Genomic DNA, 25,529 nt, shown 5'->3' with positions numbered 1-25,529 from the left:
AAGCAGGGAGTGCTATCTCTGCTGCCACTATTTTGGCCAGTACTTAGCTGCGTCTCTTAGCTGCTTTTTTGGTCGAGCGCTTTTTAGTAAAGAAGCGCTTTTTAGCTGGCGGCACGCTAACGCCTTGTAATGCAGTAGGAAGTTGAGCGCCGGCTTGGGCAATTAATTGATGTAATGTCTCCTCAAGCGGCACCATAAAACTCTGGTATTTAGCCTCTTTACGACTGATGGCATCTAAGTGACTTTCCCATAGTGCGGTCATATCCGGCGTGGTTGCTGAGCTAGGTAGGCTATCTATCAAGCCTATGCCCACTTCAGTCGCCACAATACTCTTGCCCTGGCGCACAATAAATTGCCGCTTAAACAATAACTCGATAATTCCTGCGCGTGTCGCCTCAGTGCCCAAACCATCAGTGTCTTTTAAAATCTTTCTGATCTCAGGATCGGTAACATAACGATTTATGCCAGTCATCGCACTCAATAGCGTTGCATCGGTAAATGGCTTAGGCGCTTGAGTGTGTTTTTCCACAAGCTGGGCGTCGCCCGAATGCAGCTCTTGCCCTATTGTTAATGGCGGTAAAGTTTGCATAGCTTCAGCTGATTGCCCTGACTCAGCTAGATCATCAGCTTGCTTTTGAGGCCACAATACCTTCCAACCCAGCGCCTGCTGCTGTTTTGCTTTGGTTCTAAACCTGCCTTTGGCAATCTCTATATCGACTTGCGTCTCATGGTAGCGATAAGGTGGATAAAATTGGGCTAAATATTGACGGGCAACCTGTAAATACAATTGCCGCTCAGAGGGGTTAAGCTTGCTAAGGTCCGCAACCTTTTCAGTAGGTACAATGGCGTGGTGCGCATCAACTTTTTTATCGTTCCATGCTTTAGATTTAATGCTGCTATCGGGCTGAGGTTTACCGTCGACTAACTCATTTGCCCCAGTTAATACTGCCTCAATCACCTTGGGCGCCAAAGCAAATTGATCTTGTGGCAAATAGCGACTGTCAGAACGCGGGTAGGTCAGCAGTTTATGTTTCTCATATAAAGCTTGGCAGATGTCTAACACTTGCTTTGCGCTCATACCAAAACGTTTACTGGCATCAATTTGCAGTGCGGACAAGTTATAAGGCAGCGGCGCGGCTTGTTGCTTGTCCTTACTTTGCAGATCGACAACCTTTGCAGGCTGGTCACTGATGCGGCCAACAACATTTTCAGCTAACCCTTTGGCTAACACCCTACCGTCTTCATCCATATAGGGGCGGCAAGCTTCACTGGGTTGCCATTTAGCGCTAAATTGCTCTTGGCTCTCAGTCGTCAGCTGCGCATGCACTTCATAAAAGGGCCGACTAACAAAATTAGCAATCTCTTTATCACGCCTTACCACAAGCCCTAACAAAGGTGTTTGCACTCGGCCGACTGATAACACCCCTTGATAGCCGACTTTTCGCCCTTGTAGTGTGTAAGCACGGGTCATGTTCATGCCATATAACCAATCGGCTCTGGCCCGTGCTAACGCTGAGGTAGACAAAGGAACAAATTCTTTATTACTGCGCAGCATCCCTAAGGCGCGCTTCACCGCTTTTGGGTTTAAATCACTAATAAGCAAGCGTTGGGTTTGCGCTAACTTATCGCCTTTAACCCCCAGGTACGCGATAACCTCATCAACCAGTAATTGTCCCTCTCTGTCAGGATCGCCAGCATTAACGATTTGACGCGCTTGCTTGACCAGTTTTTTTAACACGCTCAACTGAGACCGTGTTTTAGGCTTAGGGCGCATTTTCCATTCGCTGGGCACAATCGGCAAATGGTCAAACTTCCATGATTTATAGGCTGCATCATAGCCATCAGGTTCGACTTGCTCCAACAGGTGACCAATACACCAAGAAACACAATCGCCGTTCGCGGAAGTAATAAATCCGTCGCCTTTTTTAAGCGGCTTAGGCAACACATCGGCAATCGCTCTACCTAAACTGGGTTTTTCCGCAATATATAAAATCATTAAACGCTTTGATACTGTATGGATGAACAGTGACTTTAACCGATAAAATCTGTTGCCGCAATCACAGTCTTTACGTTTCAGCTTACCATTTTATGTAAATTTAATTGAGAATAATTATCATTTACATAAAATAACATCACACTTCATTTAGGCGTAAGTCACTATGCACACAACATTGGCTCCATCTCATCATCGACTTGATCATATTTTGGTTTACCATTTTCTGTTGCTCACAGCGGTATCTCTATTAATTCTGCCCTTATTTGAGCACGATAAAACCTTAATTCTAATGTTATTGGTGAGCGCACAAATCGTTATGACCTGCATTAATACCTTAGTGTCAGTCAGTTTTGGACAGCGCATCGAGAAAATCGCTTTAACGGTATTATTTGCGCTGTGGATGGCAGTTTGGATGGTACATCTTGGTTAAGTTTACCCAGCAAAGTCATTACCAACAAAAACCGACCATCAGGTCGGTTTTTTTACAGTTTACTTTCCTTTAAGAAGGCAAACTATGGGTGACAAACGTTATGAAGCTCTAAATTAGTGCCAATATCTTTACTGCGGTTAGCTTTGGCATCGTCATTACGTAACTGGGTCAAGTGATCAAGATAAGCCTGATCGACATCATTAGTGATGTAATTACCATCAAATACCGATGTCTCAAACTGTTTAATATCGGGATTTTCTTGACGTACAGCTTCAACCAAATCACTAATATCTTGGAATATCATGCCATCAGCGCCGATGATCTTGCTGATCTCATCCACATCGCGGCCATGGGCAATCAATTCGCTGGCCGTTGGCATATCGATACCGTAGACGTTAGGGAAACGGATCTCTGGAGCGGCTGAAGCAAAGTAAACCTTTTTAGCGCCAGCTTCGCGCGCCATTTCAATAATTTGCTCTGACGTCGTGCCACGCACCACTGAGTCATCAACAAGTAGTACATTTTTGCCTTTAAACTCAGCATTAATCGCATTCAGCTTGCGGCGTACCGACTTCTTACGCTCTTGCTGACCTGGCATAATGAATGTACGGCCAATATAGCGATTTTTCACAAAGCCTTGGCGATAAGGCAAATCTAAGTTTCTAGCGATTTCTAATGCAATATCACATGATGTTTCAGGAATTGGAATAACCACATCGATATCATGATCGTCCCACTCTTTCTTAATTTTTTCGCCTAAACGTGTTCCCATGTTTACACGGCTACCATACACCGACACATTATCGATAGTTGAGTCTGGGCGAGCGAAATAAACATACTCAAAGATACACGGACAATAGCTTGGTGACTGTGCACACTGGCGAGTATATAACTGACCATCTAATGAAATATACACAGCTTCGCCAGGCGCCACGTCACGCATGGTTTCAAACCCCACGGCGTCAAGTGCCACACTTTCCGATGCCACCATATATTCGGTTCCATGTTCAGTTTCATTTTTACCTAGCACGAGTGGGCGAATACCGTAAGGGTCTCTAAATGCCACCAGCCCCTGACCAATAATCATGGCAACAACCGCATAAGCACCGCGAGTAAGCTCGTGAACATTGGCTACTGCGTCGAATACTTCATCAGCGCTCAACTCTTGGCTGTCGGTGTTTTGAAGCTCGTCGGCCAGCAAATTTAGCAGGACTTCAGAATCTGAGGTGGTATTAACATGACGACGTTGTTTAACCAAGCGCTCATGCAATGCCACGGTATTGGTTAAATTACCATTGTGGGCTAATGAAATACCAAATGGTGAATTCACATAAAATGGTTGAGCTTCAGATGCACTCGAACTCCCCGCCGTTGGATAGCGTACATGACCAATACCAGCGTTACCTTGAAGACGCTGCATATGCTTAGGCTCAAATACGTCTTTTACCAGACCATTGGCTTTACGCAGTCTAAAGGCGCTACCATCAACGGTAACAATCCCCGCTGCATCCTGTCCACGATGCTGTAATACAGTTAGTGCATCATAGATAGGTTGATTAACCGAACTGCGGCCAACTATTCCGACAATACCACACATGGGTAGGATTCCTCATTGTAAGATGTTCTGATAATTATAATATTCAAATCGTTTTACAGCTTGGCGCCATTAAAGGCACCGGAGCGCTTGTTATGCGCCCTAGTTTATAATTTAGGTACAAAGCTTGAGGTGTTTTCTACATAGTCAAAAAACCATTGTATAACAACACCGAATTCAGGCACTAACACTGAGCTTTCCCACCAATCGGTATTGGGTGCGCCAGTAAAAGCATCTAAGAAAAATAATATTGCACTAACGATTAACGCGCCGCGCAGGGCGCCAAAACATAAACCCAGTACGCGATCGGTTCCGCTTAAACCTGTTTTATCAACAAGCTGGCCAATTAAATAATTGACCAAAGCTCCCAACACTAAGGTAGCAACAAAAAGTATTGTAATTGCCACGCCATTTCTGACTAACTCATCTTGCATTTGAGTTAAATAAACGGCGAGGTCTTCATAAAATTGACTCGCTATGAAAAAAGCCGCAAACCACACAACAAGAGACATGGCTTCTTTGGCAAAACCTCGGAGCAAACTAATTAAAGTCGACAACCCGATAACAGCGATAATGGCGTAATCGATCCAAACCATTGAAATTGATGATCCAGCATGACATAAAGACGGCGCGATCTTACCAGAGACAGAATAGATTCTCACCCCCTAGTCACAGATAAATTGATCACGGCACCCTGAGTATCGTTACCGCCCGGATGACAATAACTGTATATAAAACAAAGCCGCAAGGGCAAACTCGCGGCTTTATTAAGTATGTTTTACTAAAAGGCTTTAGTGTTCTGTATACGAAACGCTATCTTTCGACGGGATTATACGCAATCACCCTACCCTTGAGCTTAGTGACCTGCTCCACTTGCTTTTGCACTTTTTCTAGTTTGACTCGAGACAGGTCTGGACCAACAAATACTTTAGTTAACTGACCGTCCACGGGGGTTTCAGGAATGGTATAGGCAGTAAACCCTTTGGTTCGCAACTGTTTTACTAACGCTTTTACGTTATTGGCGTTATTAAAGCTGCCTAGCTGCAAGGTGTACGCTGATGCCTTAGCAACTTGAGGTTTCGCCTTAACAGGCTCTTGTTTCACTTCAGGCTTTGGCTTCTCTGCGCTCAGTTGACGGCTCGCTTGCTCTACAACCTCTGTCTCATTGGTGACTATCTTCCATTCACCCGCGCCATTATTATCCTGCACATTGTTATCCTGCACATTATTCGCCGAAGCATTGTCGGCTGATGCATCAGATGGCTGATTTTCAGTTTCACCCAGCTCAACAGTTTCAAATTCATTTTGCGGCAGTGGTTCAACCTTAATGTCAGGGCGCAGTGGGATTTCAGCAAACTGTTCTTCTTGGTGTTGCTTTTTGCCATCTAAAATATCAGGCAAAAAGATCACACCTAATGCCACCAACACGATAATGCCAACTAGGCGATTTTGAAACTGACTAGACAATGAAATACCCTTTAGCTTTGTACAAATTGATTTTTCAACGCTTTAAACTCTGCAACAGTGTAAAATGAGCCAAAAATAATTACCACATCATCTTTGTTTAATAGCTCGGTTAAGCTGTCCCATGCTTGCTCAACATTAGGAAATACCTGACTACTTGCAACGTGGCTAGACGCTAATAATGCCTGTAACTCAGACGCCTTAGCACTGCGTGGACAAGCTAAATCGGTGAGATACCAATGATCAACCACCTCAGACATAATCCCCAACACGCTGTGGCAATCTTTATCCTTGAGCATACCGCAAATGGCAAACACCCTTTTATGTTGATACTGTTGTAATTGTGACGCTAAATATCGTGCTGCATGGGGATTATGAGCCACATCAAGTAACACCTTTGGCGCCTGAGAAATCGATTCTAGTCGACCAGCTAATGATGCCTTTTCTAACCCTTGTTTCACCGTCGCAATAGGTAAATCGGGCCATAATTGCTCTAACACTGCTAATGCAGTTGCAGCATTGGCAATAGGTAAAGACGGCTTCGGCAGCTCAGTAAACTTAACGTGTTGTCCTGAAAACTCCCAAGTGTCATCAGCAACCTGATAATTAAACTGCTGACCTACAGCGCAGAGGTGAGCTTGTATTGCCTGACTGTATTCTACAACCGATTGTGGCAAATTTGGCTCACCAACAATGGCGTAGGTATTGGGCCTAAACACCCCTGCTTTTTCTCGACCAACCAACTCTCTGGTATCGCCCAAATACTCTTGGTGATCAAGGTCGATACTGGTGATCGCGGCGATATCAGCATCAATGATATTGGTCGCGTCTAAACGGCCACCTAAGCCCACTTCGAGCAACACCACATCAAGCTTGGCCACTTTAAATAGGTATAACCCTGCCAGCGTAGCATATTCGAAAAAAGTCAGTGATATCTGTTCTCTTGCTTCATCAATGGCGCAAAATGCATCAACTAACGCTTGATCCGTTGCATCGACACCGTTAATACGCACACGCTCATTGTAGCGCAGCATATGAGGCGAGCTATATACGCCAACAGTAAGCTGGTGCTGGCGTAAAATGCTTTCCAACATCGCACATGTGCTGCCTTTACCATTAGTACCGGCTACGGTAATAACAGTACTGGGTGACAAATCACCTAAGTTCAAGCGCTTAGCCACCTCTTTTACACGCGTTAACCCCATATCAATTTCAGTTGGATGAAGCTCAAGTAAATGATCCAACCATTGATTCAAGCTGGTTTGTTGGGTTAATTTCACAGGCTAGCCTCGAACAGATAAATAATATAAACAGCGATTAATCAAGCATAAACAATGGGCCTAATGCGAGCTTAGGCAATTGATATTGCTCAGGGTACGTGACATCCACCAAATACAATCCATTCGGTTTTGCCGTAGCAGCTGCTTGAGTGCGATCTTTTAGCGCTAATAAGTCGGCTATCCAAGTTACCGGTTGGCGACCGTAACCCACTTCAAGCAAAGAACCAACGATATTACGCACCATATGGTGCAAAAACGCATTGGCCTTAATATCAACACAAATGTACATACCTTGGCGTGTCACATTGACTTCATGGACACACCGAAACGGAGTATTTGATTGGCATTGGATAGCACGAAAACTGGTAAAATCCTGCTCTCCCAATAATGACTGCGCAGCTTGATGCATCAATTTTTCATCGATATCGCCTGGGTAATGGCTCACTCCTGAGCGCAAAATGCCAGGACGCAACTGATGATTGTATATCATGTAACGGTAACGGCGGGCTGTGGCGCTAAATCGGGCATGAAAATCATCATCAACTTCGGTCGCCCAGCGGACAGCGATGTTGTCAGGCAAGTTAACGTTCACGCCCAAGGTCCATGCACTCAGTTTACGTACTGCGTTGGTCTCAAAGTGAACCACTTGACCGGTTGCATGCACACCTGCGTCAGTTCGACCAGCACACTGCACAGCAATCGGTTCATTGGCAACGAAGGATAGAGCTTGTTCTAATTGCTGCTGAACAGAATCGACCTCGGCTTGGCGCTGCCAGCCAAAATAGCCACTGCCGTCATATTCAATGCCTAGTGCAACGCGCATGTGATTTTCCTATATCTGATGTAAATCAGCCCAATTGAGCATCTAAATTAGGCGGCGAATTCTACCATAACCACCTAAATTCGACAGCAGCAATTCACTGCTTGCTAACCCTATTTGTACAAAAAACGGCGCATTCGCGCCGTTTTTTATTAGATGTTAAGCTAATCGACTAATTCAGATCATTAATCAGCTTGGCAGCTTCCTCTTTTTGCCGCTCATTGCCATCTAGCTCAACTTCCCTAAGTAATGCTTTAGCACTGTCATTATCATCAATTTCGATATACGCACGTGCTAAATCTAGCTTAGCATTAACTGAATTTTCCTCATCATCCACATCAACCATCGAGGCGTTGCCCATTAGGTTATCAATTTCTCCCATATCGACATCTAATTCTTTGTATTGGTCAACTTCAACGGTTTCTTCATCCGCATCGTTAAGCAACTTATCAATGTCGATAAAACCATTATCGTTTTGGAAAGAGGTTAAATCATGCTCAGAAACAGCTTGCGCTGCAGGCTCACTGTCTGCTTCTAAAGCTGCTAAGGCTTCATCTACCGTTAACTTATCATCATCAATGCTAAAGGCGTCAACATCATCGCCATCAGCTTGTGAATCTTCTACCGCGGTTTGCTTACTGTTTGAGAAAGATTCAAAATCAAGTCCCGCATCCCCATCCCAATCTAAGCTATTGTCACTGGGGGACTTATCACTTTTTAGATCATCAAAAATACCCGAATCCGTTTGATTAGCTTGCGGTTCTACCGACTCTAAGTCAGCAAGTAATGCATCGAGTGCAGGGTCGCTTGATGCAACATCACTGTCAGCAGCAGGGTTTTCCTCACCGCTACCAGGTTTGGCTAAATCAGCAAAATTGCTGTCACTTTCCTCTTCAATATCTAGCGCATCGGCATCAATATCAAACTCAGCGAGTAAATCATCAAGCTCGGTGTCATCGCTAGCCAATTCACCGTCAAGTTCAGCGGCGATTGCGTCACCAACCTCTTTGTCAAGCTCAGGTGCAGGTGGCGTTTCTTCTGCGGGCTTGTCAAATTCAGCAAGCAACTCATCTAATTGCGCATCAGTATCATTGGCCGGTAAATCGTCCTCAAGCTCTGCGGCGATAGCATCGGTCAAATCCTCGCTAGGTGTATCAACAGACGGTGCTAGCTCCTGAACCTCTGGGGTAATCTCTGCAGCAGATTGCTCTTCAGCTAACACATCGTCGACATCTGTAGCTTCTGGCGAAGGCTGTTCAAACTCAGCAAGTAACTCATCAAGTTGCTCATCACCTGCCACGGTTTCATGGGGGCTATCTTGTACTTTATCGTCAGACAACACTTCATCTTGTTGCAGCAACTCGGTCTCATCAATCTCTGAGTCAATAGCTGTTAATGCTTGCGTGTTTTCTTCAAGCTCGACACCCGCTTGCGGCGCATCTTGAGCCTCATTAGCGGTATCAACTGACTCATCAAATTCTGCCAACAAACTGTCAAGATCTTCACTACTATCTACGTCACTTTGTTCAGTATCTAACTCAGCACTATCTTCTGCTTTAGGCTCGTCAAATTCAGCTAGCAGGCTATCTAAATCTTGCTCATCGTCTGATACCATCGAGTCCGGCTCATCAGATTGAGACTTAGGTTCTTCAAACTCTGCCAGCAAGGCATCAAGATCTTCGGAAGCGGCTTCTTGCTCATCAGCCTGTTCCGGGAATTCGGTTTCTAGACTATCCGATTCAAGAGCATCCGATTCAAGTGCATCCGCTTCAAGAGTAGCTGCTTGAAGAGTATCAAGTGCATCTTCTTCTACTTCTGCTGGAGCTGCTGGGGTATCTAGATCGGCGAGTAACGCATCTAAATCATCCTCTTGGGGTACGGTTTCGGTTTTCGATTCTTCCTCTTCTTGCTCACCCATGGCCTCAGCCCACAGATCGTCTAGTGACTGTCCTTCATCACCTTCTTCCTCTGTCGCTGCATTATCACCACCGTCAACAAACATCTCCTCGGCCATATCAACTTGGCTGCTATCATCGACCATATCGGCTTCTGGTTGAAGCACGTTATCATCAACCTTCATCAGCGAATCAATCGACTCATCTTCTTCATTATCAAGATGCACCGCCATCGCCGATTCATCGGCTTCTGCGGCCACAGGCTCACTGTCTGCTACAGCTGCCGGTGCTTCGCTCTCAAGCGGCTTATCGCTGTCTTGTTCCTGAGCATCTTCAGACTCGGCGTTGTCTTTGCGCTTTTTCAACAACAACCAAATCAGCAACAATAACAGTAAACCCGGCACTAAGGCACCCAATACTAAATACAAGGGGTTATCCATTACGGTACGCCATAAGTTCTTTGGCTCTTCAACCGCTTGTACTTGTAACTTATCGATTTGCTCTTGCAGCATCTGGTTTTCCGTGACCAGTGATGCTTGCTGCTCTTTCTGAAGCTGTAGTGCTTCCTCTAACTCTTGAATTCGTACGTCTTGCTGTTCGATTTGCTCTTTTAAGCTCTGGGTATCTGCACCACCCACATCTAACTGATCTTGTGCTCTCGCTAACTCATCGGTGAGTTGCAGGTTTTTTTGTTGAGCTAATTCTAGCTGCTTAGTCACTTCAGCTAACTCAGCACTATTATCTACCACCTCGGGAAGCTGCGTTGGCGTTGGTGGAACCGGAGAGGTACTTGCAGGTTCTGCAGGTTCTGTGGTTGTTACTGCAGGTGTTGTATTGGTTTGTGCCGCCTTCCAGCCTTTATCGTCTCGCTCGGCGCGCTTTTTGGCTAATGAAGCCGGGATCTGTAACATCACTTCTTTCGAAGGGATTAACAGAATCATACCGCGTTCTAAGCTGTTGTAGTTGTCACTTGAAAATGCGTGTGGATTTGCATCATAAATGGCAGCCATCACCTGATAAATCGTGACTGAGCTATCTGGACGTGATTTTTGAGCAATACTCCAGAAAGTGTCTGAAGAACGTGTCGGGCCATATTGACTGGACGTTTGACGTACCTGGCCATCAGGGCCTGTTATTTTTAAAGGCTCTGCGGCATTTGCGATATTAACAGTGGAATTATTAGCAAAAACAAGGAGACCAGCGGCCATAAGGCCAACGAGATACGTCGTGCGAAAGTTCATCCATTCTTCCCTTTCTAGCGCATTTGCACAGTGTTTGGCGGCAATGCTTTAGGCAATTGTATTTATTGAGATTACTATAAACCAGTTTTGGATACCCTGCTACTATTCACAATTCAAAAACAACTGATAGCAACAAAAAAGCCTGCAAGATGCAGGCTTTTCGAACAATTTAGCAGGATAACCGTATTAGAATTAGTAATAATCGCGGATCAAGACTTCAGCGATTTGTACACTATTGAGTGCTGCACCTTTTCTAATGTTATCAGAGACTACCCACAAGTTAATGCCGTTTTCATGGGAGATATCTTTACGTACTCGGCCAACAAAAACCGGATCGGTGCCCGCTGACTCAGTCACCGCCGTTGGATACTCCTCGTCCGATTCAAATAATTCGATGCCTTGAGCGCCACGTAACACAGATTTCACGTCTTCTGCATCAACCGGTTGACGCGTTTCTAGGTGCACAGCTTCTGAGTGACCATAAAACACAGGAACACGCACTGCGGTAGGGTTAACGACGATACTGTCATCACCAAAGATTTTCTGGGTTTCCCAGACCATCTTCATCTCTTCTTTGGTGTAACCGTTATCCATGAACTTATCAATTTGTGGCAACACGTTAAACGCGATCTGCTTAGGATAAGCCTTAGGCTCTACTGGCTGACCTTGCAACAGCTTAGCGCACTGGTTAGCCAGCTCTTCAATAGCTTGTTTACCCGAACCGGATACCGACTGATAAGTAGCAACATTGATGCGGCTAATACCGAAGGCATCATAAATTGGCTTCAATGCCACCAGCATTTGGATCGTTGAGCAATTTGGGTTTGCGATAATATTACGGTTACGAAAATCAGCAATCGCCTCTGGGTTAACCTCAGGCACAACAAGCGGGATATCAATGTCATAACGGAAGTGCGAAGTGTTATCAATAACAACACAACCATTCTCAGCAGCGATCGGTGCCCACTTAGCTGACACATCTCCTCCTGCTGAGAAAAATCCGATTTGCGCTTGTGACCAGTCAAACTTATCTACGTCAAGAATTTCTACCTGTTTACCATGAAACGTTACCGTATCACCGGCACTACGACTGCTGGCTAATGGGTACAAATTTGCAACCGGGAAATTGCGCTCTTCTAGGATCTCTATCATAGTTTGACCCACTGCGCCCGATGCACCTAATACGACTACGTTATATTCTTGCGACATAATTACTGACCGACTCCTGAAAAACCTAATTTGAGCAACCAATCTACATCAGAACCTGCGCTATTGGCTACCCTTAAGGCGCTAAATTCACGTCTATGCTTGTGATTTTTTCTCATAAGATCAAACCCATTGTTATTTAGAAACCTTTGTCTAAATAATTGGTCATCATCACGTAAGTCATAAACAAACCGTAACAAAGTTAATAGTGCCTTTTCAGAAGGTGCCTCAGTCAAATTAATCTGCTCAACCCAAAGCTGAGGTAACAACTGACTGAGTTCCATTTCCACCGGTTTGCCTAACTGTTTTAGTAAAGCGCAATAGAGCATATAAGTGCCTTTCGCTTTACCCTCAACACTGTAACCGGCAATATGAGGAGTTGCGATATCAACATGCGGCACTAATTCGGGCATAGGGTTAGGCTCGCCTTCCCATACATCAAGCACTAACTTTAAATCTTGCCGGTGCTGTTTAACTTGTAACAGCGCTGTGTTATCGATAACTTCACCACGGCAGCAATTTAATAGCCAAGTGTGTTGTTTGAGCTGTGTAAGGCGCTTTTCATCAAACATATGCCAAGTGGGATGTGAGCCAGTTTGGGTGATTGGAACGTGCAAAGAGATAACGTCGCAATGCGCCATTAAGGTATCTAAACTGACAAATTCTCGAGTATCATCACTGCCTTGTAAGAACGGATCACACAGCAGTGTTTTTACGCCATAGGCTGCTAGGCAACGTTGCACCGCGCTGCCTGTATTACCCGCACCGACAATACCGACACATTTGTCACGCAAATTAGCCTGAGTGCGACTGGCTAGCTCCAGCATCGCAATAAAAGCGTACTCTCCAACAGCGGTTGCATTACAGCCTGGTGCATTAGTATAGGGAATGTTTTTGGCTTGCAAGTAAGCTTCGTCAAGATGATCCATACCAATGGTTGCGGTGCCAACAAATGCTAGCCGCTCAGCTTGGCTTAACAACTCAGCATTAACCTTAGTGACTGAACGAACTAATAAAACATCGACATCAACTAATTGCTCTGCTTGCAGTTTTCGCCCATCGACCTTGATAACCTGACCTAACTGGCCAAATAGTTCGTCCACATAGGGCATATTCTCATCAGCAACAATTTTCATAAGTAGGGCTCTCAACTTTCCTGTTCAACGCGCGAAGGTGACAATATCAAATACAAATTTCACATACAAAAAAAGAGCCACTGGGGCTCTTTTTCTATCGACCAAGACTCGGATTAACGAGTACGTGGGCAAAGTTCTTCGTTGCTGAAGAAGTAAGCAATTTCACGCTCAGCAGACGCTACTGCATCTGAACCGTGAACTGCGTTTTCGTCGATGCTGTCAGCGAAATCGCTACGGATAGTACCACGAGCAGCTTCAGCTGGGTTAGTCGCACCCATGATTTCACGGTTAGCTAGAACTGCGTTTTCGCCTTCTAGTACTTGAACACAGATAGGACCAGAAGTCATGAAAGCAACTAGTGCACCGAAGAAAGGACGCTCGCTGTGCTCAGCGTAGAAACCTTCAGCTTGCTCTTTGCTTAAGTGAACCATTTTAGAAGCGATGATTTTCAGGCCAGCAGTTTCAAAACGGTTGTAGATTGCACCAATGTGGTTTTTAGCAACTGCATCGGGCTTAATGATAGAAAAAGTACGTTCGATAGCCATGACTAGCTTCCTTTAAGTAAACAGGTTTTATAAATTCGCGCGGATTATACGAAATAAAAACGCAAAATCCTACCTTTATAACACGGCTTCTGTGACTTAATCCCACATTCGTCTTACCTAAGGTGGACATAAGCCTAATTTGTCATCGTTAATGATACTGCACAGGCATAATCACAACATCCAAATGCATTTTCGCTTTAAATTTACGTCACCATCAGCCCTATTTATGTTGTAATGCCATTATTCAGCTGTCCATTGCCATTGTTAATCAAACTCTTCAATCCAAGCTTGTTGAATGGCCTCTAAGATCCTTTCATTGCAATGATCAGGTACATCATCAAACTCATCGAGGGCCAATACCCAAGCATGCAGGTCGGTAAAACGTATCTGGGTTGGGTCCTGCTGCGGGTGCGCCTCCAATAGCAGCAGCGCAATATCTAGGGTGTCTATCCATTTCAAACTCATGACAGCTCCATAAACGATTAGCAAACGATTTAAAAAGTATAGTTGCTGCCCGTCCACAGAAAAATCTATCTACAAAAAAGCCGGCATAATGCCGGCTTTTATCATCGCAGCTAGATTTGAATGCGTACATTTAACTAGTGCAGGTAAATAGTTTATTTAACTGGTACTCGCTTTTTCTACGCCCTAACGCTAACTACAGCACAATAGTGATACTGATTGTTAAGGGCAGAAGATACACATTTTATCTAGCAGCAAATTCAATTGCAAAAGCTCAACTAGATCTAGTGTTCGCCTTCGCTAACCATGTTAATGGTATATTTAGGAATATCGACCACCAAATCGCTATCTGGCACTCGTGATTGGCAAGATAAACGGCTTTCAGGTTCTAAACCCCAAGCTTTATCTAGCATATCATCTTCCAGCTCATCGCTTTCTTCAAGCTCATCAAAACCTTCGCGAATGACAACATGGCAAGTGGTACACGCACAAGACTTTTCACAAGCATGCTCGATATGAATACCATTTCGTAATGCTACATCTAGCACTGTTTCGCCCTGTTCGGCTTCGACTACCGCCCCGTCTGGACACAACTCTTCATGGGGTAAAAATACAATTTGCGGCATAACCTCACCTATATATTGTCAACAGATTGGCCCTTAAGAGCCAATTTAATAGAATTATCCATTCGCTTAGCAGCGAAAGATTGACTTGCTTCGTCTAGCGCTTCAATGGCTTTTTCAATCGCATCTGCATCACCATTAGCAGCTGTATCAGCCAGTTGAGCCATACCAGCTTCTATCGCTTGTCTTTCAGACTCATCAAGTAAATTCGCATCTTTTGCCAACGCAGCACTTAAGGTTTCAATCACCCTAGCTGCCTCGACTTGTTGCTCAGCTAACATACGTCGCTCAATATCTTGCTTCGCATTCGCCATAGAGTCTTTCAGCATTGAGCCAATTTCTTCATCGGTCAAGCCAAATGAAGGTTTAACTTGAATACTTGCCTGAACGCCAGTGGACTTTTCCATGGCTGTAACACTCAACAAGCCATCCGCATCGACTTGGTAGGTCACTCGAATATGCGCGGCGCCGGCCGCCATCGGTGGAATACCTTGCAATGTAAAACGTGCAAGTGAGCGACAATCATCAACCAGTTCTCGCTCGCCCTGTACCACATGGAACGCCATGGCCGTTTGACCATCTTTAAAGGTAGTGAATTCTTGAGCGCGAGCAACGGGGATAGTGGTATTGCGTGACACCACTTTCTCAACCAAGCCACCCATAGTTTCTACCCCTAAAGACAACGGCAGTACATCAAGCAACAGCAAATCCGACTCTGGTTTGTTACCCACTAAAATATCAGCTTGGATAGCAGCACCGATGGCGACGACTCGATCAGGGTCGATAGAAGTCAGTGGCGCTTTACCGAAAAAGTCAGCCACTTTTTCACGCACTAACGGTACGCGAGTAGATCCGCCTACCATAACCGTCTCAAGCACTTCGCTCGCGTCGATACCAGCATCACGTAATGCACGTCGACAGCTGCTTATGGTATTACGAACAAGTTTGCTAATTAACTGTTCAAACTCATCTTTAGTCACTGTACAAGAATGAGCTGCGCCCGAACTTAATACTAGACTAGCATCGACCTGGTCGTTATCTGTCAATGCTTCTTTAATGCGGCGTGCTTCAACTAACAGTTGACGGCTTTCACCAGCTTGCAGGTTGGATAACTGCCAGGTGTCGAGTAAATGGTTAAAAATGGCTTGATCAAAATCATCACCACCCAACGCTGAATCACCACCTGTGGCTAACACTTCAAATACACCACGATTTAAACGCAGAATTGAAATATCAAACGTTCCACCACCTAGATCATAAATCGCGATAGTGCCTTCTTGACCAGAATCTAACCCGTAAGCAATGGCTGCCGCAGTTGGCTCGTTCAATAGACGTAAAACCTTTACCCCTAACAGACCTGCCGCTTCTTTCGTGGCTTGACGCTGCGCATCGTCAAAGTATGCGGGAACGGTAATAACAATTCCTTCTAAGTCACCGCCTAAGGTTTTTTCAGCGCGGTCAACTAAGGGACGTAGGATTTCAGCTGAAACTTGAATGGGATTAACATTGCCTTGCTTGGTGACAAATAACGGTAAGCCATTAGTGGTGGCTTCAAATTGGTAGGGCAATGTGTGTGAGGTCGCTTGAATATCCGCCAAGCTACGTCCCATAAATCGTTTAACAGAAACGATTGTGTTATGCGGGTCTTGGGTGGCTTTTTGCTCTGCTGCGATACCGGTCAATACCGAGTCAGCTTGGTAATGAACAACAGAAGGTAAGCCATGATCGCCAGCTTCATCTGCTAGCGTATTTGCTTCGCCACTGCGAACGGCGGCAACTAGAGAATTAGTGGTGCCAAGGTCTATTCCGACAGCCAGTCGATGTTGGTGCGGCGCAGCGGTTTGGCCGGGTTCAGCAATCTGCAAAAGTGCCATAATGGTCCAACTTAAAAAAATAAAAACCCAATTCTACATTGGGTTTAGTAAAGAGTGAAAGCGAGTTATAACAATGCGTCTTCGATACGGGCCAATTCATCTTGTAATTTAGCCATAAACTTCAATTTACGTACTAAGTCAGCAGCAACATTAAGCTCATCTTTATCTTGGCTTTCAATCACATTTTCTAGCTCAGTGCTGATCTGTTTGGCATAGCTCGCAAAAGAATCATGCAGGTCATCAATCAACTCGTCTGGGTCTGCATGGGAAGCGACGCTTTCTAGTGACTCGCGCCACTCCATTTGCTGCATTAGAAAGCCCATATCTTTGACGGTCGTAGACTCGTGACTCAGATCTAGGCCCTGTAGGCTCAGCATGTATTCAGCACGCGAGATGGGATGTTTTAAGGTGCTATAACCATCGTTGACTTGTGCAGTACGTTGCACCGCCATTCGCTTATCCTGTTCGCTTGCATTGGCAAACTTATCAGGGTGCACTGCGCGTTGTAATTCACGATAGCGCTCAGCAAGTATAGCGGTGTCCACACGGTACGATGGGGTTAAACTAAACAGCTCAAAATAGTTCATGTATATCGGACTTAATACTTAAACGGTAAAACTTTCACCACAGCCGCACTCACCTTTGGCATTAGGGTTATTAAACTGAAAACCTTCGTTTAATCCCTCTTTGACAAAGTCGAGCTCGATACCTTGTAGATAGATGAAGCTTTTGGCATCGATGATGATGTTAACACCATCGATATCATAAACTTCATCATCTGCGTTCAGTTCATCAACAAATTCGAGTACATATGCCATGCCCGAACAACCTGAGGTTTTTAGCCCTAAACGCAGTCCGATCCCCTTGCCGCGACCGGCGAGGAAACTTTTCACTCGTTCGGACGCTGCAGGTGTCATAGAAATTGCCATCGTAACTCCAGTATTACTTCTCGTTTTTAGCCTTATAATCATCGATCGCCGCTTTAATGGCGTCTTCAGCTAAAATAGAGCAGTGAATCTTAACAGGTGGCAGTGCTAGCTCTTCAGCAATGTCGGTATTTTTGATTGCTTGAGCTTCAGCAATTGTCTTTCCTTTAACCCACTCAGTAACCAGTGAGCTAGATGCAATGGCGCTACCACAGCCATAGGTTTTAAATTTCGCATCTTCGATAACACCTTCGTTATCGATTTTAAGTTGTAATTTCATCACGTCACCACAAGCGGGTGCGCCTACCATACCGGTCGCAACACTTGGGTCATCCTTCTCAAATGAGCCAACGTTACGAGGATTTTCATAATGATCGATTACTTTTTCGCTATAAGCCATGATATTGCTCCAATTTTTTAATTCGTTTATTGATCAGGTTTAGTGGTGTGCCCACTGCACCTTATCGAGGTCGATACCATCTTTGAACATTTCCCAAAGTGGCGACATCTCTCTTAATTGACCAATAGACTTATCAATGGTCTCAATTGCATGATCAATCTCTTCCTCAGTCGTGAAACGACCAATTGAGAAACGAATCGAACTGTGTGCCATTTCATCATTCAAGCCTAATGCACGTAGTACATAGCTAGGCTCTAGACTTGCTGAGGTACAGGCAGAGCCCGAAGATACTGCTAAGTCTTTCAATGCCATCATTAATGACTCACCTTCAACAAAGTTGAAGCTCACATTGAGGCTACCGCAATATCTTTGGTCAACATCACCGTTGATATACGTCTCTTCAATGTGCTTAATTCCATTCCATAATCTGTCGCGTAAACGACGGATACGTGCGTTGTCTGACTCCATATCAGCTTTAGCAATGGCTGCAGCTTCACCCATACCAACAATTTGGTGGGTTGCAAGCGTACCACTACGCATACCGCGCTCATGTCCACCACCATGCATTGTCGCTTCTAGGCGAATACGTGGCTTACGACGAACATACAAAGCACCAATGCCTTTAGGTCCATACATTTTATGAGCAGAGATAGATAGCAAGTCTACTTTTGTTTGCTGCACATCAACAGGAATCTTACCAACGCTTTGCGCTGCATCGACATGGAAAATGATCTTACGGCTGCGACATAACTCGCCAATCGCATCGATATCGTGGATAACACCGATCTCATTATTGACGTGCATAATGCTGACAAGAATTGTGTCGTCGCGCATTGCGCTTTCGATTTTATCGAGTGGGATAATACCGTTTGCAGCAGGTTCTAGGTAAGTCACTTCATAGCCTTCGCGCTCTAGTTGACGACAGGTATCAAGTACTGCTTTGTGTTCAGTCTTACTGGTGATGATGTGCTTGCCCTTCTTATGATAGAAGTGAGCTACACCTTTAATCGCAAGGTTATCAGACTCTGTCGCACCAGATGTAAACACGATTTCTCGTGGATCTGCGTTAATCAAATCAGCAATTTGATTTCTCGCAATATCGACAGCTTCTTCAGCCTGCCAACCATAACGATGTGAACGTGACGCTGGGTTACCAAAATTACCGTCCATCGTCATACATTGCATCATTTTTTCTGCAACGCGAGGATCAACTGGCGTCGTTGCAGCATAATCTAAATAAATAGGAAGCTTCATCTCACACTCCGTACTCAATGACCAAGACATTGGCCATATACCACGTACAAATAATATTTTTTATATAATAACAAAAAGGCCTAATGCGACACTCTTTGTTCCTGTTGAATCTTGTCTTGTTTGATTGAAATAAACTGCACATCACGCTTGTTCATCAATCCGGCAAGACTAATCCCGTTTAAAAAGTCTGAAATCTGTTTACTTAGGTCACCCCACAATGAGTGAGTGAGGCAGCGAGTGCCACTTTGGCAATTACCTAGACCTTGGCAGCGAGTGGCATCAACCGACTCATCAACTGCGCGCACAACCATACCGACAGAGATTTCTTGTGCATCTGAACCGAGACGATAACCGCCTCCTGGACCTCGCACGCTCGAGACTAATCCATGTTTACGTAACTTTGCAAAGAGTTGTTCAAGATAAGAAAGGGAGATGCCCTGACGTTCAGAAATGTCAGCAAGTGGAACGGGGCCCGCTGTAGAGTGCATAGCGACATCTAGCATTGCCGTGACTGCGTATCGACCTTTGGAAGTAAGTTTCATAGATACCACTGCTTAGAAGAATGCTTAAGCCGAATTGAAACATACCCTAGTAATTTAGTCAAGTATTTAACCTAGTATTTTAGTCAGGTATTATTGGCAGTTGGCAATTTCAGTCGATGTGATGCATCAACAGGAATACCCTGCCATTTCGCTGGGGTATTTAACCTGTTTCTGCATCAAGATTCAATGACTAGTGTCAATTTGTCCCACTATTTATTAGATAATGGGATCAAACTCATCTATTGCGTCTTGGCGCTTCTTGGCCGCGGCTAACTCAGCATCACTAAATTCATCGACTTCAAGCTCAGGTAACTTCTCGGTACAGACACTGCCACCTAAACTTTGCACCGCTTGACAAACCTCTTGAACTTTAGAGTCCATCAAGTGCATATGATCCAGCATCTGCCCAATGGCATTGGCAACCGGATCAGGATTATCTGGCGATACCGCATAGGCATCGAAACCATATTTTTTCGCCATTTCAGTGCGGCGTTTTGAATGCTCTTTTGACTGCTCTGTCGGTTTGGCAACCACCCGTGCAGGTATACCGACCACGGTAGTGTCTTTAGGTACTTCTTTCACTACCACAGAATTCGAGCCAACCCTTGCACCGTCGTGCATAGTAATTGGGCCAAGTATTTGGGCACCTGCACCAACCACCACATTATTACCTAAGGTTGGGTGACGCTTACCCGCTTGCCAAGTCGTTCCCCCCAAGGTCACGCCGTGATATAACGTACAGTCATTACCAATCTCTGCGGTCTCACCAATTACCACACCCATGCCGTGGTCAATAAAAAATCGATCGCCTATGGTTGCACCGGGATGGATCTCGACACCAGTTAACCAGCGAGAAAAAGTCGATAATACTCGTGCCGTCAGACACCATTTGCGACGCCAAAGTTTATGGCTGACGCGATGGATCCATATGGCTTGCATGCCAGGGTAATTCAACAGGATCTCAATGGTGCCATTTGCCGCTGGGTCACGGTGATAAATGGAACTGATATCGTCCTTTAATCTTGCTATCACACCCATACTCTTGTTCGTCCTTATCACTTATCGCTACGAGTTTTGTTGCTCATCTTGTTTATTGGCGATGGCAGCCTTTTTATCTACTGAGGTTAATATGCCGCGTAATATATTCATCTCCGCAGCCTCAATCCTTGCGCGGCTAAATAAACGTCGTAATTTAGTCATCACTTGTCCTGGATGCTGCTTTACAATGAAGCCTGTAGATAACAAGGTACGTTCTAAATGCTCAAAGAAGTTCTCTTGCTCTTTCGCTAATGGGTACTCTGTCGCCTCAACCGTTTCCGGTGTTAGGTTTAAATGCGCGACACGCGCTTCATAACAGATGATTTGCACCGCCTGCGCTAAGTTCAATGAGGTGTATTCAGGATTAGCAGGAATAGCGACATGGTAATTACACTTTTGTAGCTCTTCGTTGGTAAGCCCATTGTTTTCCCGTCCAAATACGATAGCGACGGGGCCATCTAACGCAGCACCAACCAGCTTCTCTCCCGCTTGGCGTGGATCAAGCATTGGCCAGTCTAGCGTGCGGCTGCGGGCACTAGTAGCAATCACTAAACTGCAATCGGCTATCGCATCAGCTAGACTATCTACAGTGACGGCATGCTTTAAAATATCCGACGCTCCCGCGGCTAAAGCCACAGAATGACCATCAGGCTCAACCTTTGGCTCAGCCAAGTAGAGCGTAGAGAGCCCCATGGTTTTCATTGCGCGGGCAGTTGAACCGATATTACCAGGGTGAGATGTACCTACAAGAACGACACGAATATTGCTGAGCATGAAATGACTTTTTAATCTATAAAACAGAATCTGCGATGGTATCACAGCGATGCTGATTCGTTTATAGAAAAATCAATATTTGATATAACCAATAAAACAGGTATAATGCGCGCCGATTATTTATATCTGTTCTTTAACATCCAGGGGATTAGTAATGCATCCGATGCAGACTATTGCTGTGCGTGCCGCTCGTGCCGCCGGCCAAACAATTATGCGTGCTTTTACCGAACTTGATCGTGTAGAAGTGAGCGCCAAAGGTATCAACGACTTTGTTACCAATGTAGATAAAGAAGCTGAAGCTGCTATTACCTATCAAATCCGTAAATCTTACCCTGACCACACCATTGTTGGTGAAGAAAGTGGTGAGAACAAAGGCGAGAATAAAGATTACGTCTGGATTGTTGATCCCTTGGATGGCACTAACAACTTTGTTAGAGGCATTCCCCATTTTGCGGTTTCAATCGCAGTTCAACACAAAGGCAAGACTGAAGTTGCCGTCGTTTACGATCCTGTTCGCGATGAACTATTTACCGCTGTGCGCGGTAAAGGCGCTAAGTTAAACGATTTCCGTATCCGCGTAAGCAACGCTAAAGATCTAAACGACACTATTTTAGCAACAGGTTTTCCTTTCAAAGCGAAACAACATAGCGAAACTTACATGAAGCTGCTTGGCGATACCTTCAGTCGTTGTGCCGATCTGCGCCGTGCAGGCTCTGCCGCGTTAGATCTAGCCTACGTTGGTGCTGGTCGTTTAGATGCATTTTTTGAAATTGGTCTTAAGCCATGGGATATCGCCGCTGGTGAACTTATCGTTCGCGAAGCTGGTGGCACAGTGACTGATTTTGTTGGCAGCCACGGCTATTTCACCTCAGGCAACATCATTGCCGGTGCGCCTAAAGCAACAGTGTCACTAGTGAAAAACTTCCGTCCTTTATTGAGCGACGGTCTTAAGCGCTAGATACAGCTTAATTTAAAAAACCGCCTACTTAGGCGGTTTTTTTGTTTAAAGCACAAGTTATATCAATCGGCATAAGAAAGTGATCTACTCAGAGCTATTTTTGGCAAACGAGTTCGAGACGAATAACTTAAGTAATAGTGGTTCTATTGGGAAGTTATTCAACAAAGAAGTAGGCAGCCAAAAAAGCGCCCAAAGGGCGAGTTTTAGCGCTTATGATACTGTGTAAACGAACTTGAACCTAGAGTAACTATGCCCTTCATTCGTTGCAAGCCACATGGTCTTGACTGTTCCTGACAGTCATAAGACATTTCCTCCATCCCTGGAGGTCAGATGTGGTAAATGTCATTAATGCACGACTATAGGGATATAGGAGGTAGAGTAACGTAGGAGCAGTTACCGAGGAGCATTTAATGACCTTGTCTCACAAGCGCTAAACTCTCTCTGAGCGATCACATCTTTATGCTGATTGGTATTACCCACCAACACATCTCTTTACTCACCCTGGATAAAATCTAACCTACACTCTATCTATTGCACTGAATTTCAATCTTTGATAGGTAACGCTAACTCAAATGCTTCATGAGTGTTTTGTTCTGTGATAGGTATCACGATCAATTATTTAGCGCCAAACCAAAATGTTGTTACCATCAACAAAAATAACAATTTGGAGATCTGAATGGGATACCTCTATAGCAAGTACGGCTCAAAGAGCCTCAAAGCCGTTGAGCACTTTGTACTGATTATTATTGCCCTCGCTACCATCATCGCTATTGGACAAGAAATTGCCCATATTGTGAATGTCGGTGCTGTTGCACTTGCAGATCTCCTACTGCTATTTATCTACCTCGAAGTCTTGGCCATGGTTGCCAACTACGCCGAGTCAGGCAAACTCCCGGTTCGCATGCCGCTGTATATTGCTATCGTGGCATTAGCTCGTTATTTGATTTTAGATATGAAAGGCATGGATGACTGGCGTATTGTCGCCATTGCCGTGTCGACACTCATCCTTGCTGCAACGGTAATTGTTATACGCTGGGGACAGCTCAAACTGCCCTACCCACGTAAAGAAGATTAATCATTCCCCCATAAAATGGCCACTAATAGTGGCCATTCTCGTCTTGATTTGTTGCACGCTTACAATGTAGGCATTTTATGCTAAGTTTAGTCAATAACCGATTGAAATTTAGCCGCCAATCACAAAAGGATGAGTCATATGGTTGATAGCCAAACCGAACAGGAAGAGCGCCGACAATCACTTAGAGTCGATATGGAAGCTGAGCGTATTATCCTAAATTGGAATGATGCACAAGGTAGCAACCACACTGATGAAGGGATCTGTATTGATTTGGCAAGACGTGGTGCGTTAATCGAATACAAACAAGCTTTTGAGCTTGGTCAACTTTTAGTTATCACATTTAATGAAGGCACAGACAAACAAAACAGCATTAAAGGCCAAGTCTGTCGTTGTATTAAATGCCATGAATTAGCCTATCACATTGCGATTCAACTGATTTAAATTAATTACTTAGAATCAAGCAAGCTTATCAGGGCTGTTCTATACTTTTATGGCGAGGGGATAGTAATGCCATAAAAAGTCATGGGAGGCAGCATAATGATACTGTTGGTAGGTGGAGAAAAAGGTGGTGCCGGAAAGAGTTGTATGGCACAAAATATCGCAGTGCATATCACTCAAAAGTTTCAAGCAAATGTCCTTATGGTTGACTGCGATCCCCAACGCACAACATCTGATTGGATTCAAGCACGTAATGAAGACCCAGATTTGCCCGCAATCAACTGTATTCAACTCTATGGCAAAATACGTAACGATCTACTGGGCCTAGACGAACGCTTCGACTACGTTATCGTTGACTGCGGCGGTCAAGACAACTTAGCAATGCGGGCCGCCATGTCGGTCGCTACCTACGTAGTTTTACCTTTACGACCCAAACGCCGTGACCTAAAAACCTTACCGCATATGGAAGATATGCTTAGCACCTGTAAAATGGTTAACCCTAAAATGGTCGCAACAGTTGTGATGACCCAATGCCCTGCATTACCGAGTCAATTCAAACGAATCTTAGAGGCCAAAGAGGTCGTACAATCTTTTGGGCTGCGTGTACTGGATGCAGTAACATTCAATCGTAATATTTATGATGACAGTGAAGAGCAAGGTTCATCGGTAATAGAAATAGAACCTGATGGTAAGGCCGCTACTGAAATCCGGGCAATCGCTGACGAACTATTCGCCATACCACCAGAAAACTCTTATGAGCTTAACTGATCTTAAAAAGCGTAAAAATAAAACACCGCGAACTAAAATGTCGGTGGACGAATTCATTGAGGATGCAAACAATTATGCGTTTGGTCAGCCTAGTAAGCTAGCGCTAACAGCAAAAAAGCAGCCAGCATCAAAATCTATCAAATCCAAAAAGCGCACCAGCAAAATCTACAAGCACGCCACTTTCACACTGACAGAGTCCAGTATCGAACACTTAAACAGCCTAGCTAAGCAAACCCAGCAAGCTAAATCAAAGTTGATACGAATAATGATAGCGGATTTCGATAAAAAATCCGCTGAGGAACTCGAGCATATTTTGCAAAACAGCCAAGAATAATGGGTTTTTATTCCGGCTATAATTGCAATACAATCAGCAGATTAGTGATTGCAAATACGGTCTGCTGCAGTCTCAATACCATCATCAGATGCAATAAACTTGCCCTTGGCATCTAAAAATGCAATCAATTGTTCAGCATTCATTTCGCTCGCTGAGCAGGTATGAAAACGGGCTTGTTCACCAAATTGCTCACTCATCATGCTTTTAAGCTCAGCTTTGGTAACTGGGCGACCTAACGATAGCATTAACTCCATCACTTGATGACCATGAATAGAATCAGACATTAATAACTCCACATAACCTATAAATAATATGTATGTTATAGCTCGAATACGCCGCAGTTACTTTGATCTAGTTCGCATCTAATACAACAAAATGTAAATCAACATGGTTATCAACAACCCAAGTCCTTCACTATCATTTTATCGAGCTGACGCCTTAGTTAGGCCTCAGGTA

Annotated in this window: 27 protein-coding genes; 6 read left to right on the top strand and 21 right to left on the bottom strand. The window is 44.6% G+C overall.

Annotated elements, in window-relative coordinates; all coding sequences use genetic code 11:
- Positions 1 to 43 precede the first annotated feature (43 nt).
- Positions 44 to 1,996, bottom strand: a complete 1,953-nt coding sequence (locus tag ACHUFW_RS04815) for a DNA topoisomerase III (protein WP_394201026.1) — start codon at positions 1,994 to 1,996, stop codon at positions 44 to 46.
- 163 nt (positions 1,997 to 2,159) lie between these two features.
- Here ACHUFW_RS04815 and ACHUFW_RS04810 point away from each other — a divergent pair, with 163 nt between their 5' ends.
- Entirely contained in the window at positions 2,160 to 2,426 is a 267-nt protein-coding gene (locus tag ACHUFW_RS04810; protein WP_394201024.1) for a hypothetical protein, read from the top strand.
- Between the two features lie 82 nt (positions 2,427 to 2,508).
- On the opposite strand, the gene purF is transcribed toward ACHUFW_RS04810, so the two are convergent.
- The 19 genes from purF to trmJ all read right to left on the bottom strand — a co-directional run bounded on the left by purF (position 2,509) and on the right by trmJ (position 21,500).
- Positions 2,509 to 4,023 (bottom strand): amidophosphoribosyltransferase, encoded by a 1,515-nt coding sequence (gene purF, locus ACHUFW_RS04805; RefSeq protein ID WP_394201023.1) that lies wholly within the window; start codon positions 4,021 to 4,023, stop codon positions 2,509 to 2,511.
- 104 nt (positions 4,024 to 4,127) lie between these two features.
- Positions 4,128 to 4,616, bottom strand: coding sequence for a CvpA family protein (locus ACHUFW_RS04800; protein ID WP_394201142.1), 489 nt, complete (start codon positions 4,614 to 4,616; stop codon positions 4,128 to 4,130).
- Between the two features lie 217 nt (positions 4,617 to 4,833).
- On the bottom strand, positions 4,834 to 5,487 hold the full coding sequence (gene dedD / locus ACHUFW_RS04795) for a cell division protein DedD (RefSeq protein ID WP_394201021.1): 654 nt from the start codon (positions 5,485 to 5,487) through the stop codon (positions 4,834 to 4,836).
- Positions 5,488 to 5,498: 11 nt separating this feature from the next.
- Positions 5,499 to 6,764, bottom strand: a complete 1,266-nt coding sequence (gene folC, locus ACHUFW_RS04790) for a bifunctional tetrahydrofolate synthase/dihydrofolate synthase (protein ID WP_394201019.1) — start codon at positions 6,762 to 6,764, stop codon at positions 5,499 to 5,501.
- Positions 6,765 to 6,801: 37 nt separating this feature from the next.
- Complete coding sequence (gene truA, locus ACHUFW_RS04785) at positions 6,802 to 7,587, bottom strand: tRNA pseudouridine(38-40) synthase TruA (RefSeq protein ID WP_394201018.1); 786 nt, start codon at positions 7,585 to 7,587, stop codon at positions 6,802 to 6,804.
- Positions 7,588 to 7,756: 169 nt separating this feature from the next.
- On the bottom strand, positions 7,757 to 10,720 hold the full coding sequence (locus ACHUFW_RS04780; protein WP_394201017.1) for a FimV/HubP family polar landmark protein: 2,964 nt from the start codon (positions 10,718 to 10,720) through the stop codon (positions 7,757 to 7,759).
- 192 nt (positions 10,721 to 10,912) lie between these two features.
- Positions 10,913 to 11,929 carry an aspartate-semialdehyde dehydrogenase gene (locus tag ACHUFW_RS04775; RefSeq protein ID WP_394201015.1) on the bottom strand — a complete coding sequence of 339 codons (1,017 nt, stop codon included), beginning with the start codon at positions 11,927 to 11,929 and terminating at the stop codon, positions 10,913 to 10,915.
- Positions 11,930 to 11,931: 2 nt separating this feature from the next.
- Positions 11,932 to 13,062 carry a 4-phosphoerythronate dehydrogenase gene (locus tag ACHUFW_RS04770; protein ID WP_394201013.1) on the bottom strand — a complete coding sequence of 377 codons (1,131 nt, stop codon included), beginning with the start codon at positions 13,060 to 13,062 and terminating at the stop codon, positions 11,932 to 11,934.
- Positions 13,063 to 13,175: 113 nt separating this feature from the next.
- The gene (gene ndk / locus ACHUFW_RS04765; RefSeq protein ID WP_028773055.1) at positions 13,176 to 13,607 is read right to left on the bottom strand and encodes a nucleoside-diphosphate kinase; all 432 of its coding nucleotides are present in this window, start codon (positions 13,605 to 13,607) and stop codon (positions 13,176 to 13,178) included.
- Positions 13,608 to 13,871: 264 nt separating this feature from the next.
- Positions 13,872 to 14,072 carry a Fe-S cluster assembly protein IscX gene (iscX, locus tag ACHUFW_RS04760; RefSeq protein WP_394201010.1) on the bottom strand — a complete coding sequence of 67 codons (201 nt, stop codon included), beginning with the start codon at positions 14,070 to 14,072 and terminating at the stop codon, positions 13,872 to 13,874.
- Between the two features lie 281 nt (positions 14,073 to 14,353).
- Positions 14,354 to 14,695 (bottom strand): ISC system 2Fe-2S type ferredoxin, encoded by a 342-nt coding sequence (gene fdx / locus ACHUFW_RS04755; protein WP_394201008.1) that lies wholly within the window; start codon positions 14,693 to 14,695, stop codon positions 14,354 to 14,356.
- An 8-nt stretch (positions 14,696 to 14,703) separates the two neighbouring features.
- On the bottom strand, positions 14,704 to 16,566 hold the full coding sequence (hscA, locus tag ACHUFW_RS04750; RefSeq protein ID WP_394201007.1) for a Fe-S protein assembly chaperone HscA: 1,863 nt from the start codon (positions 16,564 to 16,566) through the stop codon (positions 14,704 to 14,706).
- 65 nt (positions 16,567 to 16,631) lie between these two features.
- Positions 16,632 to 17,153: a co-chaperone HscB gene (gene hscB, locus ACHUFW_RS04745; protein ID WP_394201005.1), complete on the bottom strand. Its 522-nt coding sequence runs from the start codon at positions 17,151 to 17,153 to the stop codon at positions 16,632 to 16,634.
- 18 nt (positions 17,154 to 17,171) lie between these two features.
- The gene (gene iscA, locus ACHUFW_RS04740) at positions 17,172 to 17,495 is read right to left on the bottom strand and encodes an iron-sulfur cluster assembly protein IscA (RefSeq protein ID WP_394201003.1); all 324 of its coding nucleotides are present in this window, start codon (positions 17,493 to 17,495) and stop codon (positions 17,172 to 17,174) included.
- 13 nt (positions 17,496 to 17,508) lie between these two features.
- On the bottom strand, positions 17,509 to 17,892 hold the full coding sequence (iscU, locus tag ACHUFW_RS04735) for a Fe-S cluster assembly scaffold IscU (protein WP_394201001.1): 384 nt from the start codon (positions 17,890 to 17,892) through the stop codon (positions 17,509 to 17,511).
- A 39-nt stretch (positions 17,893 to 17,931) separates the two neighbouring features.
- Positions 17,932 to 19,146 (bottom strand): IscS subfamily cysteine desulfurase, encoded by a 1,215-nt coding sequence (locus ACHUFW_RS04730; RefSeq protein ID WP_394200999.1) that lies wholly within the window; start codon positions 19,144 to 19,146, stop codon positions 17,932 to 17,934.
- Positions 19,147 to 19,226: 80 nt separating this feature from the next.
- Positions 19,227 to 19,688 carry a Fe-S cluster assembly transcriptional regulator IscR gene (gene iscR / locus ACHUFW_RS04725; protein ID WP_028773063.1) on the bottom strand — a complete coding sequence of 154 codons (462 nt, stop codon included), beginning with the start codon at positions 19,686 to 19,688 and terminating at the stop codon, positions 19,227 to 19,229.
- Between the two features lie 216 nt (positions 19,689 to 19,904).
- Positions 19,905 to 20,726, bottom strand: a complete 822-nt coding sequence (gene cysE / locus ACHUFW_RS04720; protein ID WP_394200997.1) for a serine O-acetyltransferase — start codon at positions 20,724 to 20,726, stop codon at positions 19,905 to 19,907.
- 27 nt (positions 20,727 to 20,753) lie between these two features.
- Positions 20,754 to 21,500, bottom strand: coding sequence for a tRNA (cytosine(32)/uridine(32)-2'-O)-methyltransferase TrmJ (gene trmJ, locus ACHUFW_RS04715; RefSeq protein WP_394200995.1), 747 nt, complete (start codon positions 21,498 to 21,500; stop codon positions 20,754 to 20,756).
- Between the two features lie 154 nt (positions 21,501 to 21,654).
- Here trmJ and suhB point away from each other — a divergent pair, with 154 nt between their 5' ends.
- From suhB to ACHUFW_RS04690, 5 genes are all read left to right on the top strand, one after another.
- Entirely contained in the window at positions 21,655 to 22,458 is an 804-nt protein-coding gene (suhB, locus tag ACHUFW_RS04710) for an inositol-1-monophosphatase (protein ID WP_394200993.1), read from the top strand.
- A gap of 676 nt (positions 22,459 to 23,134) precedes the next feature.
- Positions 23,135 to 23,533: a phosphate-starvation-inducible protein PsiE gene (locus ACHUFW_RS04705; RefSeq protein ID WP_394200991.1), complete on the top strand. Its 399-nt coding sequence runs from the start codon at positions 23,135 to 23,137 to the stop codon at positions 23,531 to 23,533.
- A 138-nt stretch (positions 23,534 to 23,671) separates the two neighbouring features.
- The gene (locus tag ACHUFW_RS04700) at positions 23,672 to 23,974 is read left to right on the top strand and encodes a PilZ domain-containing protein (RefSeq protein WP_394200989.1); all 303 of its coding nucleotides are present in this window, start codon (positions 23,672 to 23,674) and stop codon (positions 23,972 to 23,974) included.
- Between the two features lie 96 nt (positions 23,975 to 24,070).
- Positions 24,071 to 24,739 (top strand): AAA family ATPase, encoded by a 669-nt coding sequence (locus tag ACHUFW_RS04695; protein ID WP_394200986.1) that lies wholly within the window; start codon positions 24,071 to 24,073, stop codon positions 24,737 to 24,739.
- The gene (locus ACHUFW_RS04690) at positions 24,726 to 25,073 is read left to right on the top strand and encodes a replication protein RepA (protein ID WP_394200984.1); all 348 of its coding nucleotides are present in this window, start codon (positions 24,726 to 24,728) and stop codon (positions 25,071 to 25,073) included. Before ACHUFW_RS04695 ends, ACHUFW_RS04690 begins: the two co-directional genes overlap by 14 nt.
- Before the next feature lie 41 nt (positions 25,074 to 25,114).
- Here the strand turns inward: ACHUFW_RS04690 and ACHUFW_RS04685 are convergent, their stop codons facing one another.
- On the bottom strand, positions 25,115 to 25,357 hold the full coding sequence (locus tag ACHUFW_RS04685) for a YecH family metal-binding protein (RefSeq protein ID WP_394200982.1): 243 nt from the start codon (positions 25,355 to 25,357) through the stop codon (positions 25,115 to 25,117).
- Positions 25,358 to 25,529: the final 172 nt, after the last annotated feature.

Origin of the sequence: Shewanella waksmanii (assembly GCF_043643685.1) — a bacterium.
Taxonomy (GTDB): domain Bacteria; phylum Pseudomonadota; class Gammaproteobacteria; order Enterobacterales; family Shewanellaceae; genus Shewanella; species Shewanella waksmanii_A.
Note: the sequence above shows the minus strand (reverse complement) of the source record. Positions and strands in the feature narration are given on the sequence as shown.

Coding starts and splice junctions, on each gene's coding strand:
- ACHUFW_RS04815 (WP_394201026.1), bottom strand. CDS start 1,996: ATGATTTTATATATTGCGGAAAAACCCAGTTTAGGTAGAGCGATTGCC.
- ACHUFW_RS04810 (WP_394201024.1), top strand. CDS start 2,160: ATGCACACAACATTGGCTCCATCTCATCATCGACTTGATCATATTTTG.
- purF (WP_394201023.1), bottom strand. CDS start 4,023: ATGTGTGGTATTGTCGGAATAGTTGGCCGCAGTTCGGTTAATCAACCT.
- ACHUFW_RS04800 (WP_394201142.1), bottom strand. CDS start 4,616: ATGGTTTGGATCGATTACGCCATTATCGCTGTTATCGGGTTGTCGACT.
- truA (WP_394201018.1), bottom strand. CDS start 7,587: ATGCGCGTTGCACTAGGCATTGAATATGACGGCAGTGGCTATTTTGGC.
- ACHUFW_RS04780 (WP_394201017.1), bottom strand. CDS start 10,720: ATGAACTTTCGCACGACGTATCTCGTTGGCCTTATGGCCGCTGGTCTC.
- ACHUFW_RS04775 (WP_394201015.1), bottom strand. CDS start 11,929: ATGTCGCAAGAATATAACGTAGTCGTATTAGGTGCATCGGGCGCAGTG.
- ACHUFW_RS04770 (WP_394201013.1), bottom strand. CDS start 13,062: ATGAAAATTGTTGCTGATGAGAATATGCCCTATGTGGACGAACTATTT.
- ndk (WP_028773055.1), bottom strand. CDS start 13,607: ATGGCTATCGAACGTACTTTTTCTATCATTAAGCCCGATGCAGTTGCT.
- iscX (WP_394201010.1), bottom strand. CDS start 14,072: ATGAGTTTGAAATGGATAGACACCCTAGATATTGCGCTGCTGCTATTG.
- fdx (WP_394201008.1), bottom strand. CDS start 14,695: ATGCCGCAAATTGTATTTTTACCCCATGAAGAGTTGTGTCCAGACGGG.
- hscA (WP_394201007.1), bottom strand. CDS start 16,566: ATGGCACTTTTGCAGATTGCTGAACCCGGCCAAACCGCTGCGCCGCAC.
- hscB (WP_394201005.1), bottom strand. CDS start 17,153: ATGAACTATTTTGAGCTGTTTAGTTTAACCCCATCGTACCGTGTGGAC.
- iscA (WP_394201003.1), bottom strand. CDS start 17,495: ATGGCAATTTCTATGACACCTGCAGCGTCCGAACGAGTGAAAAGTTTC.
- iscU (WP_394201001.1), bottom strand. CDS start 17,892: ATGGCTTATAGCGAAAAAGTAATCGATCATTATGAAAATCCTCGTAAC.
- ACHUFW_RS04730 (WP_394200999.1), bottom strand. CDS start 19,146: ATGAAGCTTCCTATTTATTTAGATTATGCTGCAACGACGCCAGTTGAT.
- iscR (WP_028773063.1), bottom strand. CDS start 19,688: ATGAAACTTACTTCCAAAGGTCGATACGCAGTCACGGCAATGCTAGAT.
- cysE (WP_394200997.1), bottom strand. CDS start 20,726: ATGGGTGTGATAGCAAGATTAAAGGACGATATCAGTTCCATTTATCAC.
- trmJ (WP_394200995.1), bottom strand. CDS start 21,500: ATGCTCAGCAATATTCGTGTCGTTCTTGTAGGTACATCTCACCCTGGT.
- suhB (WP_394200993.1), top strand. CDS start 21,655: ATGCATCCGATGCAGACTATTGCTGTGCGTGCCGCTCGTGCCGCCGGC.
- ACHUFW_RS04705 (WP_394200991.1), top strand. CDS start 23,135: ATGGGATACCTCTATAGCAAGTACGGCTCAAAGAGCCTCAAAGCCGTT.
- ACHUFW_RS04700 (WP_394200989.1), top strand. CDS start 23,672: ATGGTTGATAGCCAAACCGAACAGGAAGAGCGCCGACAATCACTTAGA.
- ACHUFW_RS04695 (WP_394200986.1), top strand. CDS start 24,071: ATGATACTGTTGGTAGGTGGAGAAAAAGGTGGTGCCGGAAAGAGTTGT.
- ACHUFW_RS04690 (WP_394200984.1), top strand. CDS start 24,726: ATGAGCTTAACTGATCTTAAAAAGCGTAAAAATAAAACACCGCGAACT.
- ACHUFW_RS04685 (WP_394200982.1), bottom strand. CDS start 25,357: ATGTCTGATTCTATTCATGGTCATCAAGTGATGGAGTTAATGCTATCG.